This window comes from Bacteroidota bacterium (assembly GCA_005882315.1).
Taxonomy (GTDB): Bacteria; Bacteroidota; Bacteroidia; order Chitinophagales; family Chitinophagaceae; genus VBAR01.
In genome coordinates this window covers 376864-393548 of record VBAR01000002.1, presented here as the reverse complement: position 1 = coordinate 393548, position 16685 = coordinate 376864, and the positions used below count along the sequence as shown (strand labels likewise).

The window sequence follows — 16685 nt, the reverse complement described above, 5'->3', positions numbered from 1 at the left end:
TCAAGATTGAAGCGGAAAAAAATTAGTCTCAAGATTCAGAAGACAAAGGTATCACTACATTTGTTTTCCGCGTGCGTTGCCCGCCCGCCGCCGAATGGATGACAATAAAAAGTCATCCTGCCTTATAGGACAGCATCATCATAGAATGAATTAAATTTGAAACAAGAATGCACTATAAGTTTCGAATTAGCAACAATTTTTAACTCAATAAACCGAGAAATCCAACAATAATGGATTTTCAAATTATACAACCCAACAAAAATATTTCACTTTTTGTGAAAAATATTTGGGTGTTCGAAGGTGGCGAAAAAAACCTAAAAACAAACCTGCCTTTTTTTGCTGATGGATACCCCGGACTGATGTTTCAGCAAACCGAAAATGGATTGACCGTGAACCCGCACAAGAAAAAAATGCCTGTCTTATTTCTTTATGGACAAACAATTCGACCCATCGAATTGGAAATTACAGGTTATTATCAACTTATCGTTTTCCAACTCTACCCTTTTGTTTTAAAGAATATTTTCAACATTACTCCGCAAAGTATTAACGACGATTGTTACGATCTGCTGCAATTGCAAACCATTGATGTCGCTGATCTTAATCAATCGCTTTTATCACAGCCAGACATCAACCAAAAAATTGAGAACATCTCTGCCCTGCTTTATCAATTATTTTTATCTAAAAAACAAAACCTGGATTTTAAGATCAAGCACATTATCGAAATTATTATAGTCGCAAAAGGAAAAATAAATATTCGCAACATCGCGAAAAAAACCAACTTAAATATAAGAACGCTTGAAAGAAGATTCCTGAACGAAACAGGGCTCCCGGCCAAGCAATTTGCAAAAATCATTCAATTTCAATCTTCACTCGAGCAGGTTATAGCCAAAGACTTTATCAAGCTTACCGACATTGTTTATGAAAATGGTTTTGCTGACCAATCTCATTTTATAAAGATATTCAAAGCCTATACTGGCAAAACGCCCAAGGCATTTACCAAAAAATAGTCTACTACAACTGTCGCTTTCCTTCTATTTTTTCATTTAACAGATGATGAAATTTGTATCATTAAAACATTTACTATGAATATTATTCTTTTTGGAGCCACTGGAAGTGTTGGCAAACAAATAATTAAACAAACATTAGATGAAGGGCACAGGGTGACAGCCTTTACCCGGAGTCCTGAAAAATTAATCGCATTTTCATCAGCCAACCTTTCTGTTGTAAAAGGTGACATTTTAAATAAAACAGATGTGGAAAGTGCTGTTTTAAATCATGATGTGGTTCTTTGTACCATTGGTGACGGGAACAAAGGCACCGTAAGAGGAACCGGGACAAGAAATATCATTGAATCCATGCAAAAACATCACATCAAAAGATTGATTTGCCAAACAACTTTAGGATTAGGGGAAAGCCGTGGAAACCTCAATTTTGTATGGAAACACATTATGTTTGGGCTATTGCTGAAAAAAGCTTTTAAAGATCATCAATTGCAGGAACAATACGTATTTGACAGCAATCTGGACTACACAATTGTTCGCCCAAGCGCTTTCACCGATGGGCAAATTACACGAAATTATAAAATAGGCTTTGACGGTAATTTCAAAAAACTCAGTTTGAAAATTTCGAGGGCTGATGTTGCTGATTTTATGCTTCAGCGAATTACTTCGAAAGAATATTTAAAACAAGCCGTTAGCATTTCTAATTAAAATATCGGGGAGACGTTAAATACGCTGTTTGAAAATGCAATACAGAATCATGTAGCTACCTGTTACACTACGATTTCAGTATATGGCCCTAAACAATTATATAGTCATTGGAGAAACCTGGTAAATTCCATTGACAAAATCATCAATATTCCGTAGAGCTTCTTATGACATAACCCACTCCACCCGGATTACCTGCACCATAGTTCATAGTGCCGTCGTAGTTGAAATATAGTGCATGTGGGTTTTCTGGCATCTTGCAATAGTTTACACAGTGTCGAACATTCCACCTGCAAAATATGATTTCGGTTGAACTGAAGTGAAAGAGGTTACTACATTTGCATTTAAACCCCTATGTTTTTAACATGATTAACGTAAACCAGCCTGAGAAAGTCTTCAACTTATTTTTCTATGTGACCTTAGGTGTTATTACTGAAGTGGGCGGCGTAGCCCACATGGTTGTTGGGACTGATGAACAAAAAATTAAATTTCTTCAGGATCATGTTGAAACGGATTTCCCAAACGCCATTAAAACGGAACTCCCAGATCAGTTCACACTTTTAGACAAAGGAAAAACTTACAAAGGAATTGATTTTGTTACCTATCGGGATTTCACGCATCAAGGATATGCTTTGATGATTTTCGAAAAACTTGACATGCTCTTCAGTGATCCCGATCCACTATTGGTTGTCATTACTCCCGTTCGTGACGGAAAGATTTTTATCGAGGGAAGAGAGGATTTAAAACAAACTGTCGCGCCTTTTCCAAAATTTATTAAAGTGGATAAACAAAAGGAATGGTACTCCGGCTATATCGATGAAAAAGGATTTCATTTTGATCAGCTCATCAATGACGACTTTTTTGATGCAATACGTATTCTATATAATGCGAAACATAATGTCTCTGCGATGAAACTTATGATGATTTCCATCGATACAATGGCCTTTCTTGAATACGGAGATGTGCCTGGCAATTTTAAGCGATGGTTGCAGCAATATGCTGATCTTGGCAAAATGAATATCACCACAGAAGAACTTTGGGAATTCCGTAATTCGATTCTTCACATGACCAATCTTGATTCGCGAAAAGTAGTAGCAAACTCAGTGGAGCGATTGATGTTTTATGATGCAGTAAAAGATTATGCTCAACAAAATGATGAAGGAAAGTATTTTAAATTCAAAGACCTTCTGGATTGTGTAGCGCTGGCTATTTCCAAATGGGCCGACACGTATAATCAACAAAAAGAGAAGTTTGAAATTTTTCTTAAGAGGTATGACCGTATCATTTCTGATAAACGTATGACCTATGTTCACTATCAGTAAAGGCAAACCAATATTACCTGTTTGAAAAAATCTCTGCTACCAATTTAAAATCCCTATCAAAATAACCATATTCTGACTCTACCGGGGAAAACCGTCAAATCATTGTAGATCGGTGGAGATCGAGGTAACGATTATGACTTTCGAACATGATGAAAAATGCAACTGGTGAGTGATGATGAGGTTTGAAGATTTGATTGCAGGGAAGAAGGTAAAAAGGGGGTTGTTGGAGGTGGTGGCGGAGAGGATTGGGGAGATAACGAAGGATTAAAAGCACTGCTATAATAGTGAGTGGGCCCGTAATTTTGCATCATGAACGAATATCCCGAACTGGATGAAACCTGGACAGTATTTACCAACTTTTCAGCCAACCCTAATAAATTTGCAAAGGAATTTATTCCAGACTTGTATCTAAAACCATCAGTACATAAAGATGTACGAGAAAACTTTAAAGTCATTGGTAAACTTCTCGAACACAGTTATTACGTTTACAAGTTTTATGATGTCGCTGTTTTAAAAAGCCTCCTTACACTGGAGATGGCGTTAAAGGTTCGATACAAAAATCAATTTTCTGATGATTGGGGAAAAAGATCTTTGAAAAGTTTAATGGCACTATTAAAAAAAGCAAATTATTTTGAAGTTTATAATAAGGACTTTCTGCACCGCATACGGGAGATCAGAAATATGCTGGCGCATCCAACACAACATACCGTATCGGGTCCGAACGGAAAGATTATTATTGAAAACGTGGTAGACCTCATCAATGGCTTATACGAAAGCCCTGCACTTCGATTGAAACGGATGAACCTAACCAGCAAAATCATCAATCAATTGCACCGCTACAAGAATGGCGTAAAATGTACGATCGGAAACACGTCCTATTTTGCAATCAGTGCCTGGCCGGCATTCATCAACAACAAAAGCACTCCGCAAGAGATTCATTTTTATTTCCATCCTACTTTTAGCATTCCTGAAACAAGTACCAATTGGCTGATCCCTCAGACTATTCACTTTATTGGCCGATCAATACGATTTACAGCAGAAGGCATATCTATGAAAAATGATAGTTACGAGACCCTTCTGATTTCTGAAATCAGCGATACTGGTGAAAAAGCAGCGTATGATAATTGGATGAATTCCTACGAGACTTATATATATCCAAAGTTGGGATATTCAACCACTATTGATGAAAAAATTGTCGATACATTTTCTTTGCATTTAAAGGAATTTCACAAGCTGAATTAATCTAAATATTAGTTCGGGCCTTCAAATGAATGATATGATAAAAGGAAAAGCTACCAGGATACTCATTGACAAACTTACCAACAGCGTGGAGAAAAGGACCACTGGAAAGAGTCATGCGACTAGTATAGTTTTAGTATCAGCTGAGGAAATAAGGACGGTGCTAAAGAAGAATGGCTGGTATTTTAACTGGAAAAAGGAGTACAAAGAAGAAGGTCGCCATACATATAAACTGACGCTTGCGGGTGATACGAACATACACGGACTTTTATGTCTTGAACCAAGGGATAATTACATCGAGATGCACCTGATTGAATCCGCTCCGCATAACTATGGCAAGGAAAAAGAATATATCGGTGTGCCAGGTAATCTTGTATCGTTTGCCTGCAAAATGAGCTTTGAAATGGGCTTTGATGGTAATGTGGCTTTCACAGCAAAAACTAAGTTAAAACAACACTATATCGATACTTTAGGGGCTGTAGTTTTATTCGGAGATCGCATGGGAATTATGGGGGAATCTGCAAAAAAATTAGTAAATTCGTACTACCAAGATTTCTTTAATGAAGGTTAAAAAACAATATTACCCATTGGACGAAATTGGGATCCTTGGGGTTCAAACTAAGGCATCCAAAGCCCAGGTAAAAAAGGACATGGAGCTTACTAGCCAATACTTTAAAGCTTACCAATCAAAGGCAAGATTCGTAAGCCCAAAACAAATGGCTAAAGTAGTCCATTCAAAAACAAGACATTTAGTCAAAGCAAAATAATAATGTGAAAGCCCGCCAATAGGCGGGCTTTTTTGTATCCATTTAGCGAAATGCTTTCTTTTTCTCTACCAAAATCCATAGTTCCACAACTTATTGATAACCTCAGAAAGTTGTTGTATGATGTAACGAATCTATCCGAGCTTTGTGCCTAAAGGTCTTAAAATGAATAACTCACTACAGGAACAAAGAGAGATGAATCAATTTGCTTTTTTCAGCCTTTCACATGAAGCCAATAACCGGTTTGATTACATTGCAGACGAAGCCATAATGCGATTGGAAACAGAAATCGAAAAATCATGTGAAGCGTATAGCCAGCTCGAAAGCATCAGGCAAAATGAACCGGAGAAATGGAAACGAATGGAAAGAGAGGCACACGAAAGGGATATGGATCTTTCCGGAGAGTTCAATAGTTATGCCCTTGATACAGTTTACCGAACGGAAGAAATGATCGTGCTGATGGAAATGAAGGTAATTTATGCATGGAAGCATTTGGAAATCTATATCAAGAAATTAATCAGCGAAGCGTATCCAGAGATCAATACTAAAGATTTTTATAAATGGAATAGTTTGGTGGCCTTTCTAAAATCAAAAGGTATTCGTCCAGATACACTTGATGGGTATGCGGAAATAATCCAATTGCAAAAAGTGAATAACAAGGCAAAGCATACAGAACTATCCTGTAAAGAATTACAATCGATACCAGAGTTTAAAGATAACGGAGCGCTTAGCTATGAAAGCATTGAAAAATTTTACGGGAGAGTGAAGAACTCGCCGAATAAATTCTTAAAAGCTTTGTATGAAGCTATAGATCGTGAGTTATACCATTTCAATCAGGTAAGAATTGAGTCACTTGCAAAATCTTTGATACTGCGAATGGATAAGGAAGCAGCCAAAAAATTCAGTGAAACATTTGACAAGCTATATCAATTTGATCATTGATATCGAATTACACCTCTCATAATACCTTTAATACAAAAATCATTTTCAGGAATAAAAGCATTAAAGTTTGGATTTGTAGATAACAGCATAGTTATTTTTCCTTGTTTTTGATACTTCTTGATAAATGCTTTTTCACCGCTAATGCACAAAATAGTATCGCCATTTTCCGCAACGTTTTTCATTTGAAAAATGACAAGATCTCCGTCTTTGATATTCGGTTGCATCGAATCACCTTCTGCTTCAATCAAAAAAGCTTCTGTTGCTGGAAATTTTAATAGCTTGATTGCAAGGGGTATACGCTCAAGAGGATTACCATCTAAAAACTGTCCTCCGGGTCCACATTGTGCAAGACCATATAGGTTCAGATAAGATACCGGTTTTTCGGGATCACCCAGAATTTGGTAATCTCTTGGGTTTGATGGGTTGCGCTTCAGATAGCCTTTTTTCTCCAATTGTTGGATATGGTGCTGCACAACACTTTTGGAGGACATTCCAAGCTCTTCTTGTAATTCGCTAACAGACATAGGGTTATCTATTGATCTTCGCAAAACTTTGAGTAATGCGATCTGTTTGGGATGAAGTTTTGCCATAGAAGGATTTATACAAAGATAACGAAGTTAAAAAAATCGTTCTAAAGTTATATATCGTTCTAATAATCGTTCTATATTTGCTAAAATATTTTTATATGCCAATCAAAATTACCTGCATTAAAAAAGATAATGGTAACCACGAAAACCCGTTTGTAGCGATCACCAGTCTCAGTTGGATTAATGAAGAAACTGGTAAGACTGGTAGCACTTCTCGGTTAGAAATGTATGACTGGATAGTTAACGATAAAGGGGTTGCCTACGTGAAAGACAATAATGGAAACAAAGCCAATCTTCGTGGAGCCGTTTCTGACAAAGGAACAAAATATGTAAAGACCTATGCCGATAACGTAACAACTGATAACCTACTCAAGCTTCCCGAATGCAAAAGCAATTAATAATTCTTAATAATAAATACTATGAAATATTCTAAAAATGATGCAGAAGGTATGAAAGGAGACCGTAGCAGAAACCAAGATGGTCAATTGCGTGATAAGCGCGATGACACACATATGGGCACGATAGAAGAAAAATATAATCGTGATTTCGGCGTAAGATCTGATATGGATCTTGGTGCTTTCCTGGATAAAAATAATATCGCTTCGCTGAATGATCTTATACACAGCGATCTCGGTAAGAAATAAAAATTGCTTTTGGATACAAGGTTTGACATAGCAGAGCTGAGAAAAAATTACAGTGCTTCCTGGTATGAAGCAGTGAATAGTGGTCGTTTCATTTTGTCCTATCACATTGATGATTGGAACCAAAAATTAAATGCTGTGGAAAAGCGCACATATCATGATATCCGATTCATAGGATTGCAGCTCTATCCGATTTTCCCTGTCAGTGATGATCAGTATCTGCATTTTGCTAATCCCTTCAAAATGGTTGGGATTGAAATCGTCTACAAAAATTCTCCAGAATTATTGATTGAGCGCAAGACAAAGCTGCTTGAAGGCTTGGGATGGAAAATTTATACGATCAATAGTGAGAACACTTATCATACAATTGAAGAATTTTTCCGGATAAAGAGAAAGGACAAAAGCCTTGAGTGGGAAGAATTAGATGGAGAGTTGGCCTCCTTATTCTCCGAAAAGTATCATACTAAAAGTGCCCCCTGTCTATTATATTACCTCCAACAAAAATATTTTGAAAATATAGACGCTTAATCAAAAACAATAACTCGTTACCGCAGTTCAAGCACTGGGCAATTTACTACTGCCGCAAAAGCAAAGAAAAGTTAAGCACCCACGAAAAAGAAAGATAAAAATTAGAAAGGGGAAGTAATTTTGATTTATTCAGAAGGGTTGGTCAAATAATGAGTTATAAAACTGATAGCTAGTATGGCAAAGAAATTTTCATCCTTGACAAAAGCCGAGTGTTCTGAAGCTTACCAACAAATATTTGCCACCGCGGAATCAGAGTGGCAGGCGGCTCTCGAGCTCGCAGCTACAGGTAAGTATGGGAATGCTACATCGTTGATGATTATAAGTATCGAAGAATATGTTAAGTCTCTACTGATATTTTTCGACAGTCATGGTTTTCATTTTCGAACAACAAAAGGAGTCAGCATTTTTTTCAAGAACCATCAGATCCGTTATGTGATTGCTTTTGTAATGGCAGTCATGAATCTCTTTGGGGAAGAAATGAAGAGGTTTCTCCTTCGGGTAAAAGAGAATCCAGAGGAAATTAGGACGCTCCATTCAGCATTCAAGGAAGATGACAATTACTTTGAGAAGAAATTTGGCTATTATTTTCGGAGAAAGCTAGTGGAAATTATGAGAGAGTTCCGGTGGTTCAAAGGAGCTGATCTTTTCCGCCAGGAAGGATTTTATTGTGACTACAAGGATTTTCTGAAAACGCCTTTAAATGTAACTGAAGACGAGTTCAAAGAGGTTTTCAAACGATTGAAAAAAGTAAGATCTATAGGAAAAGCGATTATTGCGGGATTTGAATCTGACAGCAGTGAAATCAGGGACCAACTGCAAAAAATGAAAACAGAATTTCGAGCAAAAAATCACTATTTAAAAATTACCAACGGATTAAAAAAGTTGTCAGAAAGCAAGCAATCGCCGTTTGAGTTTATAGAAGCACAAATTGGAAAAGATATGTAAACTATTGATGATACCGATAAGACTTTATCTGTGGAAGTTAGCCTGTCTGAAACCATTAAATGAAGGTCACCCCCTGCTCTGTCGTTGATCAAATTCATTGACCTGAATCGTGCGACTGTTCCATTTCAATGTAAGGCCTTCTGGATTCAATCATATCTCAATTTACAAATAGCAGCAATTACATAAACCCATTGAACAAGCTTGCGTTAGTCTCGGAAATCAGTTTATACCTCTCCTCACTTTGTTCTATATAAATATACTCAGTCGTTATTCCTCTTTCTGCAAGCTCTTCCCGAATGGGTTTCTTAAATTCGCTTGGGATTCGCAGCCGGTGAATAAGATGCTTAAATTCATCTCGATTATTTAAGGGGACATCACATCGATCAGCTTCTGTAATAATGAAACGCCCTTTTTGCCGATACATCCGTTTTTCATAAATTCTTTTATCCATATCATCAAGATATGATGAAACATTAATCAGATAAGGTTGTTTTAAGTCGAAAGGATCCAGATCATAAAATGTTTCGCGGACAGGCCAGGTATTATGACCCAGTATCCATTCAGTCGGTATCATCATTGTCCAAATCTGACCATCAGCTTTCTCAATATTTTTATCGGTTGATTCTTCGGTCGCAAAATAGAGTGCAGTAATCATTTCAGCAGACCAATCAGTCAGGCTGGTTTTGATTCCTGCATGTTGCGCCTGAAATAACAAATCCCATTCCTTGCCATGCTTCTCGTGATTAAACAAGTTCCTAAAAACGTCCTTTCCCCATTTGTTTTTCACGGCAGATTCAAAGATACCCACTGCTTTTCTTTCAATATCTTTTCCTGTCTTTACATCAGGAACGGATAAAGGAGGACGAAAGATGCCACATCGAATATCCCATCCAAAGTTTTGTTCACCCCGATAATGCGGCATCATATCCCAGCCATAATCTTCGGCTAATTTTATTTTTAATTTAATAAGAGTTTGGTGAAAGCTCTCACCTTCATCCACCGTTGTAACTAGATCAATACCACCTATTACTTCCTGTTTGGCTTTTTCGATTGCTTGTTCCTTAGTCATATTTTTTGATTTGAAAAGCAAAGGTCGTGGAAACAAGATTGCCACAATTATTCTGCGGAAATCCACATAAATATCTACTGATATTTTTTGTGCTTTTTCACCACTGACCTATTTTGTAAACAAAGGGATTCAGTGTAAGGCGATAATCTTCTCCTTGCTGATTGAAATTATGAAATTGACAAATTCTGCATTTATAAAGATCTTACTTAAGTTCATTAAGCTTCAAATTAATTTGAGGCAAAAGAATTGTTGAGATCGAGATCACTGCGTCGTCGACGTCTTTATACTTGAATGTAGGTAAGACCCATGGATAACGTTTAAAATGCTCAAACATACCATATTCAGATTGGGAAGCCAGAATGATTGGCTGAACCGGTACGGAAGGTAGGTTGGGAACAATAGCCTGTAATTCCTGTGGTATGCTTTTAGCGTCTGTGATATCTGCAATTACAAATTTGGCTAAATGGGCCAAAGTTGAAACTGTTTCTGTTACGTCACGATTTTGCGGGCCACTAAAATCAAACAGGATGGGCAAGTAGCCCTCTACCCTCAGTTCCTTAAAGATCGCATCAAGAATTGTCTTTCTTTCTTCAGTAAATCTACCCAGTATTAGGACAGCTTTAGAGGTTATTGTATCAATTACATTCTTTACATTAGAATTATTCAGAAGAAGATAAATAAACTGTGCAACCTGGAGATCATCGACAGTGATCACGGGTGTTCCTTCCTCCGTAATTATTAAATTCGACTGATCCCCGGGAGTGCCTTTAATTTCCCAGGCTGACAATCCAAAGATCCTGGCTCTCCTAAAATAGGCTCCCTCAACATTAACATTAATTAAGCTCGCACTTGTAAGGTTCGCTTTGTTGAAAAGAGCATCACTACAATCATTTTGTTCAAATTTGCTTTGGTACAAATTCGAAAAAGAAAAATTACAGGAAACAAGTGAACATCCAATAAATTGAACACCAAAGATCTCTGCGTCTATAAATCCTGAACCCTTAAGATCACATTGATGTAGATATGAATTAGTGAGATTGCTATTAGAAAAATTTGCGTCAATTCCAACACATTCCGCAATTGTTGTTCTGATCAATTTAGAATTCCTGAAATCCGCTCCAGAAAAATCAACAAGATGAAACAAAGTATTATTAAAATTTGAGTCATTAAGATTTGCACCTGCAAGTAATGAACTCTCGAAGACTTTAAGCGAAAGATCCTTATTACTCAGATCGGCATTGGATAGGTCAACATTTCTGAATTCCTTAGAGTCAAGGTCAAATTCTCTAAGATCAGCACCTGTAAGGTCAGCAACAATTTCCGGATTTGTATTTCTCCATTGGTTCCAATTTTGCCAACTGCCTTTCAATAATTCTAAATGTTCCTTATTAGCCATACGTATTATATATTAATGATATTTCATCTTGTTCTAAAAAGGCAGAATTTGGACAGTTTGAGGTATCATAATTTTGGTGATAACATTTCATTTGTCCATGCGTTGTTCCGATGCAATTTGATTATCAATTACAATTGGAACAGGAAATTTGTGATTTGTTCTTAATAACAATTTGTGGCTTCTCTTTATAGAGTTCGATCTTTCCTGTTATACATATTTCTTTGTTCAGGAAAATATCCTCGGGGTTTCCGTTAAATTGTTTTCTGATATCTCCCCATATCACAACCGTCAATAACTGGTTTGGATAAGCGGCCCCGATATTTAAAAATGTGGGTTCATTAGTGGCATTGGATACAAACCGGGCATTAAATACTTTGCCGCAAACAGTAACGCTATCCCCAACTTTGTTTTTTGCATCTTCAAGCTTAATTGTATCCTGGGAATAGATTGAGGACAGGCACAAGAACAGGGAACAAAATAGCAAAATGATTCGCTGCATAATTATGGTTCGATTTAAGTGATACTAAAGGTAAAACGTTTTCTTAAGCCGGTGAAGAAGTCTTGTATGAACTTTAACTTCCCGTATTACTACGGTTGTTCTGTATCCTCAGATATCCTCATTACTTTTTAAAAAATTATTTTCACGAAAACCCAAACTTCGCCAGGAAATCATCCTTTCTTCGATAAGCTACTGGGATTGTCGCTCCACCTGTTAGCTCAACATATCCGCTTCGCCCTTCCTTATGATATTTACGGATTAGGTTTGCATTCACGATCCAGGAATGATGAATACGAAAAAAAGTACGGGCTGGCAACAACTCTTCATATTCTTTTATCGTTTTAGAACATGTATATTTTTTGCCTGAATTAGTACTAACAATAGTATAATTGTTTTCAGCATGGCAGCTTATTATTTCATCCAGGTTAACAAAATCAAAACCATCTTTTACCGGCATTGCAATTTTGCCTGTTGATAAAAGTGTCGTATTAATATTATAGAACAAGTTTGAAAGTTGCGTATTGATGTTTTTTAGACCGATCCTGGCTTCTGCTCTTTTTACTGCATTATCTAGTTCATCTATATCGACCGGTTTTAATAAATAGTCAAGAGCTGAATAGCGAAATGCCTTCAAAGTATATTCATCAAAAGCAGTGATAAAAATGATCTCAAAATCAACTGGCATTAATTGATCAAGCAGATCGAATGCATTGCCATATGGCATTTCGATGTCCAAAAAGACGAGATCTGGTTTTAACTGTGGTATAAGTATTCCCGCTTCGTCAGCGCTACCTGCTTCTCCTGCGACTTCAATTCGCAAAGTCAATTGTTCGAATAATGATTTGAGAATGGAAATATTCTTTTTATCATCATCAATTATTACAGCTTTCATCATAAATTATAGTTATTAGTTAGAATGTGGATAATCAAGTATAACACGGGTACCTTCAATGGCACCTATTTCATTTTTAATATCCGTGATGCATATCTTAACTTTCTCGGTTTTGTTTCTATTTATCAGGTCAACACGTTGTTTGGTCAACACAATTCCTTTAGACTGGTACTTTATAGGTGTCTTACTTTTATAAAACGCTGATTGTTCCCGCCCAACTCCATTGTCTTCTATTGTAAACCGAAGGCCATTTTCATATTGCTTGATCTTAACATGGATATGTCCTTCTGAATCTTTGCGATAGAGTATTCCATGCCGTATGCTGTTCTCAATAAATGGCTGTAAAAGCATCGGTGAAATGGTGTGATCGCTTTCAAGAATTTCCTCAGGGATATTTATGGTGTAAGAGAACTTATTATCCGTTCGCATCATTTCCAGTTCAAGATATTGTGACAGGTATTTTATTTCTTCCGCAATGGAAATAGCTGATTTAGACGAATTATCCAGGGTTAGTCTTATTAAACGTGAAAAGGCAGCCAGGTATCTGTTAGCCCCAACAACATCTTTATCGACAACGTATTGTTGAATTGAATTAAGGCTATTAAAAATAAAATGTGGATTCATTTGTGCCTTCAAAGCCATATGCTCCATCAATACTGCTTGTTCAAGTAGTTGATTTTTTTCATTTTCTCGTTTTCTGATTCGCCGGATGCGCCAACTAACTACTAAATATAAAATGCCTGCTAAGAGTAAAATCAATAAACCCCCTACCCATATTTTTTCCCACCAATACTTATTTATTGTAAAAGGAACCCGTATTACATCACTTCCGATTCCAAATTTATTGATCGCCTGTATCTCCATAACATAGTCTCCGGGAGAAAGAGTTGGATAATTAAGGAAATTTTCCTTAGTAGCATGCCAGCCTGTATCAAGTCCGATCAATTTATAACGGTAACTCATCTCTCCGCCAGAGCGATAAGAGATACCGGCAAATTCAAACCGGATATTATTCTCCTTTCTTGCTAAAGCAAGTGCTTTGTATTTTCCTGAAACAACATCAACTTCCAAAGAATTACCGGCAGCAGAAATATCGGTAATCCGTAAAACACAAGATGCTTGTGGTGAAATTTTTTTGTCATCAAAATAACTGATTCCCTCAGGCGTACCGACGTATACTAATGAGTCGTCCGCAACTACAGTATTGATACTGTTCGAGATCAGTCCATCTGCTGTTGTATATTTAATAATGGGATAGTCTTTGTCACCAATATTAACTTTATTAAGGCCATTATCTGTTCCTACCCAAAGATTATTACCATGAATAAAAAGAGTTCGGCAAATATTGCTGCTTAAACCATTCTTTTTGGAAATTTGGTCGATCAATTTAGAATTCTTATAAATTAAAATTCCCTTATCATAAGTAGCGATCCAGAATGTTCCATCCTTTGACTGCCGGATTGCAGCGATTCTGTTTCTGAGTAAAGAATCTTTTTCTCCGGCATATTTTATTTGTTTGTCCCTCGTTGCAAGGTACAATCCTTCCAATGTGCCTATATAATAAATGCCATCACTATAATAACCCGCTGTGGTGCGTCCCTGCCATAAGGTATCAGATTCTTTCAATGTCATTCCATCAATTACCCACATGCCACTCGATGTGCTTACAATTATATTATTATCATATGCATTTGCCAGGTCTTTCAAAGACCCTTCTGTTTTATAATTTATAGAGTTAGTTTTTTTTACATATCCCTGCAGTCCTAATACCAATTCTCCTTTTTTTGTCTTTAATAAAACCCGTAATGAATTTCTTGGATTACCGGTCAGGCCTTTCGTATAAGGTTCTTTATTTATTTTCCCGGTTGAAGGTTGCAGGCTAAAAATGTATCCTTCTTCAGTACCTATCCAGACAATACCATTATTCTTCAGCAGAGAATATACGCCCAGAAGTTTACCACTGGGATCTTTAACAGTTTGTCCATAAACGAACGGAGAATTTAATTTATAAACGCCTTCACGTTGTGTACAAAACCACAGATTCTGTTCATTATCCTTATAGACAGACGAAACTGTTTTGCCAGGTAAGTAATGTATGTTATAAAACGGATTGTTACAATTATAGACAAATGAACCATCATGTGTATTATCACTAAAAAGGCTATCAGATAAAATGGAAAAATTGATATGGATCTTTAGTTGATTAAGTGATCTTGAATCGCCGGAAAAAGATTTAAAGTCTGTTCTGCCTGCCTCTTTGGTAACTAAAAAAGACTTTCCCAGCGCCATATTATAAACACGATTTCCTGAAGAAAGCGATGTTTTCGCGATCAATTTATTATCAGAAAGCATGTAAATCGTATCCTGTTGATAAGACCGTATGTTTACACGAATAATTCCGGAACTATCGCAGGCCATTGCGGTTATATAGGTAACTCTTCGTTGTAGTTCAATTTCACGAACCGATGAACCTTTTATTAAATGAATTTTTGACAACTCCCCGATAGCCACGGTACCATTCTTATCTTCTGCGATAAAAAAAATATTATCCGTGATCCTGATTCTTTTCAGCAAGCTATCGTTTTTCTGAGTATGAAGTTTTCCATTGTAATAATAACAAAGTGATTTGCGAAAAGGGAGAAGCCATAATCGTCCTTTTGAATCACAAAACATGTTTAGGATCTCATTATCAGGTAATCCTTCCTCAGTAGTGAAGTTTTTAAAATGCACCCCATCAAAACGGCTCAATCCGGTTTCAGTTGCAAACCATATAAAACCTTGCTTATCCTGGATAGCAGCGTACACATTGCTTCCGGCCAGGCCATCTTTAATATCATAACGTGTATAACTGAAATTTTGACCAGAAACGGCCTGGCAGAATATCAATAATAAAAACAGGCAGACTTTCTTAAACATGTGTGTGCAGCAGTTAGGACAATAAGATACGAAGTAAATTGAATTTTCTAAATTCCCTGAACACTTAATAGCCCATTAGTACACCTAACATCTTTTTTAACGCAGTTACATTTTATTTTTTAAAACTAAAGTTTGAACAAATGTAGTTTCAGTACTTAGAATTCTTTGCACCAATTCCTTCCTGAAGCCGGGATCCAATCGCCTATACAATTCACTCAATAACAATTAAAGTTCTTTTACATTTGGTTATAATGTTAGGATCAAAATAAAAACAAGTAAGAAAACTTTCGAGATCTATTTCATGTATTAAATGATCTTTCATTCTGAAAATTTTCGTACCTCTTAATAAATATTTTCCTTTTTTTGTGAATTGAATATTGTTCTGACGTTTTACTATTAATATATGCAATAGTTTTTATTGGTTGATCGGTCTCGTTTAGTAGGAGTACTTTGAATTTTTCATTTTTTTTTAAAGACATTCATATGTATCTGATCGTGTTGTTCAGTATTTTCTGCAACAGCAATTGAATTGTATTGTGCTGGAAACCCTAAAACAATTTTTCTTTTATTATGAATTTGTAAAAGAAAGCATGGTACTATTACATATCACATTAGCAGTATTCAATGATTATTAGGTGCTGTTAATTTTATCCAGCCTTGGAAGAACCACTATCTCAATAACATTCCAAAAATGTAATTGAGAGTTAACAAGCAACAAATCTGCAATTGACTTATGAGAGTTAATCGCTTTTCCCTTTACTGGATCAGGATTCTTTGCTATTCGTTTATGCAGCCATTATGCTATGCATGATTACTGCTTGCAGGAGCGCAATAACTTTCAATATAGTATTTCAGTGGCTGAGAATTTTGATAAAGAAGAAACACATATTCCCGGAATGATACTCCAGCCTTTTGTTGAAAACAGCATCAAACATGGTATTCACGAAAAGAATGATGGCCTGGTAAAGATCACCGTTTCAAAAAACGGGAGCTTACCTTGTGTAGTGGAAGACAACTGCATTGGAAGAAAAGGTGCACAGTTCCTGAAGATCCAGGCGGATCAGGAATATGATTCTAAAGGAATGGAGATAACAATCAACCGGATTGAAACCTTCAATAAGATCTACGAAGCAAGTATTGTATTAAACATCGAAGACCTTACAAATAATAAGGGTGAATCCACCGGAACCAAAGTGAAGATTGATTTTCCGGTGGATTTATAACACATAAATCGGGTTC

17 protein-coding genes are annotated in these 16685 nt (G+C 36.5%); 11 read left to right on the top strand and 6 right to left on the bottom strand.

Annotated features, from left to right (window positions below; translation table 11 throughout):
* The first annotated feature begins 230 nt into the window (after positions 1 to 230).
* The 6 genes from E6H07_12910 to E6H07_12885 all read left to right on the top strand — a co-directional run bounded on the left by E6H07_12910 (position 231) and on the right by E6H07_12885 (position 5973).
* Positions 231 to 1007, top strand: coding sequence for an AraC family transcriptional regulator (locus E6H07_12910; protein ID TMI63668.1), 777 nt, complete (start codon positions 231 to 233; stop codon positions 1005 to 1007).
* A 75-nt stretch (positions 1008 to 1082) separates the two neighbouring features.
* Entirely contained in the window at positions 1083 to 1709 is a 627-nt protein-coding gene (locus E6H07_12905) for an SDR family oxidoreductase (GenBank protein TMI63667.1), read from the top strand.
* 362 nt (positions 1710 to 2071) lie between these two features.
* Positions 2072 to 3028, top strand: coding sequence for a hypothetical protein (locus E6H07_12900; GenBank protein TMI63666.1), 957 nt, complete (start codon positions 2072 to 2074; stop codon positions 3026 to 3028).
* Between the two features lie 309 nt (positions 3029 to 3337).
* Positions 3338 to 4270, top strand: coding sequence for a hypothetical protein (locus E6H07_12895; protein ID TMI63665.1), 933 nt, complete (start codon positions 3338 to 3340; stop codon positions 4268 to 4270).
* A 34-nt stretch (positions 4271 to 4304) separates the two neighbouring features.
* Positions 4305 to 4838, top strand: a complete 534-nt coding sequence (locus E6H07_12890; GenBank protein ID TMI63664.1) for a hypothetical protein — start codon at positions 4305 to 4307, stop codon at positions 4836 to 4838.
* A gap of 358 nt (positions 4839 to 5196) precedes the next feature.
* Positions 5197 to 5973 carry a hypothetical protein gene (locus E6H07_12885; protein TMI63663.1) on the top strand — a complete coding sequence of 259 codons (777 nt, stop codon included), beginning with the start codon at positions 5197 to 5199 and terminating at the stop codon, positions 5971 to 5973.
* On the opposite strand, the gene E6H07_12880 is transcribed toward E6H07_12885, so the two are convergent.
* Positions 5967 to 6563: an ArsR family transcriptional regulator gene (locus E6H07_12880; protein ID TMI63662.1), complete on the bottom strand. Its 597-nt coding sequence runs from the start codon at positions 6561 to 6563 to the stop codon at positions 5967 to 5969. The two genes, E6H07_12885 and E6H07_12880, sit on opposite strands and share 7 nt — an antisense overlap.
* A gap of 95 nt (positions 6564 to 6658) precedes the next feature.
* Between E6H07_12880 and E6H07_12875 the strand changes: the two genes are divergently transcribed.
* From E6H07_12875 to E6H07_12860, 4 genes are all read left to right on the top strand, one after another.
* Positions 6659 to 6958 carry a DUF3892 domain-containing protein gene (locus tag E6H07_12875; GenBank protein TMI63661.1) on the top strand — a complete coding sequence of 100 codons (300 nt, stop codon included), beginning with the start codon at positions 6659 to 6661 and terminating at the stop codon, positions 6956 to 6958.
* A 21-nt stretch (positions 6959 to 6979) separates the two neighbouring features.
* On the top strand, positions 6980 to 7204 hold the full coding sequence (locus E6H07_12870; GenBank protein ID TMI63660.1) for a hypothetical protein: 225 nt from the start codon (positions 6980 to 6982) through the stop codon (positions 7202 to 7204).
* 9 nt (positions 7205 to 7213) lie between these two features.
* Positions 7214 to 7729 carry a hypothetical protein gene (locus tag E6H07_12865; protein ID TMI63659.1) on the top strand — a complete coding sequence of 172 codons (516 nt, stop codon included), beginning with the start codon at positions 7214 to 7216 and terminating at the stop codon, positions 7727 to 7729.
* 174 nt (positions 7730 to 7903) lie between these two features.
* Positions 7904 to 8674, top strand: coding sequence for an AbiV family abortive infection protein (locus E6H07_12860; protein TMI63658.1), 771 nt, complete (start codon positions 7904 to 7906; stop codon positions 8672 to 8674).
* 178 nt (positions 8675 to 8852) lie between these two features.
* Here E6H07_12860 and E6H07_12855 read toward each other — a convergent pair whose 3' ends face one another.
* The 5 genes from E6H07_12855 to E6H07_12835 form a co-directional block, all read right to left on the bottom strand.
* The gene (locus E6H07_12855) at positions 8853 to 9743 is read right to left on the bottom strand and encodes an FRG domain-containing protein (GenBank protein ID TMI63657.1); all 891 of its coding nucleotides are present in this window, start codon (positions 9741 to 9743) and stop codon (positions 8853 to 8855) included.
* Positions 9744 to 9945: 202 nt separating this feature from the next.
* Positions 9946 to 11139: a pentapeptide repeat-containing protein gene (locus E6H07_12850; protein TMI63656.1), complete on the bottom strand. Its 1194-nt coding sequence runs from the start codon at positions 11137 to 11139 to the stop codon at positions 9946 to 9948.
* Between the two features lie 124 nt (positions 11140 to 11263).
* Entirely contained in the window at positions 11264 to 11638 is a 375-nt protein-coding gene (locus tag E6H07_12845; GenBank protein TMI63655.1) for a DNA-binding protein, read from the bottom strand.
* A gap of 142 nt (positions 11639 to 11780) precedes the next feature.
* Positions 11781 to 12533: a response regulator transcription factor gene (locus tag E6H07_12840; protein TMI63654.1), complete on the bottom strand. Its 753-nt coding sequence runs from the start codon at positions 12531 to 12533 to the stop codon at positions 11781 to 11783.
* A gap of 12 nt (positions 12534 to 12545) precedes the next feature.
* The gene (locus tag E6H07_12835) at positions 12546 to 15446 is read right to left on the bottom strand and encodes a hypothetical protein (protein TMI63653.1); all 2901 of its coding nucleotides are present in this window, start codon (positions 15444 to 15446) and stop codon (positions 12546 to 12548) included.
* A gap of 854 nt (positions 15447 to 16300) precedes the next feature.
* On the opposite strand from E6H07_12835, the gene E6H07_12830 reads away from it, so the two are divergent.
* Positions 16301 to 16669, top strand: coding sequence for a hypothetical protein (locus tag E6H07_12830; GenBank protein ID TMI63652.1), 369 nt, complete (start codon positions 16301 to 16303; stop codon positions 16667 to 16669).
* The last annotated feature ends 16 nt before the right edge of the window (positions 16670 to 16685 follow it).

Coding starts and splice junctions, on each gene's coding strand:
- E6H07_12910 (TMI63668.1), top strand. CDS start 231: ATGGATTTTCAAATTATACAACCCAACAAAAATATTTCACTTTTTGTG.
- E6H07_12905 (TMI63667.1), top strand. CDS start 1,083: ATGAATATTATTCTTTTTGGAGCCACTGGAAGTGTTGGCAAACAAATA.
- E6H07_12900 (TMI63666.1), top strand. CDS start 2,072: ATGATTAACGTAAACCAGCCTGAGAAAGTCTTCAACTTATTTTTCTAT.
- E6H07_12895 (TMI63665.1), top strand. CDS start 3,338: ATGAACGAATATCCCGAACTGGATGAAACCTGGACAGTATTTACCAAC.
- E6H07_12890 (TMI63664.1), top strand. CDS start 4,305: ATGATAAAAGGAAAAGCTACCAGGATACTCATTGACAAACTTACCAAC.
- E6H07_12885 (TMI63663.1), top strand. CDS start 5,197: ATGAATAACTCACTACAGGAACAAAGAGAGATGAATCAATTTGCTTTT.
- E6H07_12880 (TMI63662.1), bottom strand. CDS start 6,563: ATGGCAAAACTTCATCCCAAACAGATCGCATTACTCAAAGTTTTGCGA.
- E6H07_12875 (TMI63661.1), top strand. CDS start 6,659: ATGCCAATCAAAATTACCTGCATTAAAAAAGATAATGGTAACCACGAA.
- E6H07_12870 (TMI63660.1), top strand. CDS start 6,980: ATGAAATATTCTAAAAATGATGCAGAAGGTATGAAAGGAGACCGTAGC.
- E6H07_12860 (TMI63658.1), top strand. CDS start 7,904: ATGGCAAAGAAATTTTCATCCTTGACAAAAGCCGAGTGTTCTGAAGCT.
- E6H07_12855 (TMI63657.1), bottom strand. CDS start 9,743: ATGACTAAGGAACAAGCAATCGAAAAAGCCAAACAGGAAGTAATAGGT.
- E6H07_12850 (TMI63656.1), bottom strand. CDS start 11,139: ATGGCTAATAAGGAACATTTAGAATTATTGAAAGGCAGTTGGCAAAAT.
- E6H07_12845 (TMI63655.1), bottom strand. CDS start 11,638: ATGCAGCGAATCATTTTGCTATTTTGTTCCCTGTTCTTGTGCCTGTCC.
- E6H07_12840 (TMI63654.1), bottom strand. CDS start 12,533: ATGATGAAAGCTGTAATAATTGATGATGATAAAAAGAATATTTCCATT.
- E6H07_12835 (TMI63653.1), bottom strand. CDS start 15,446: ATGTTTAAGAAAGTCTGCCTGTTTTTATTATTGATATTCTGCCAGGCC.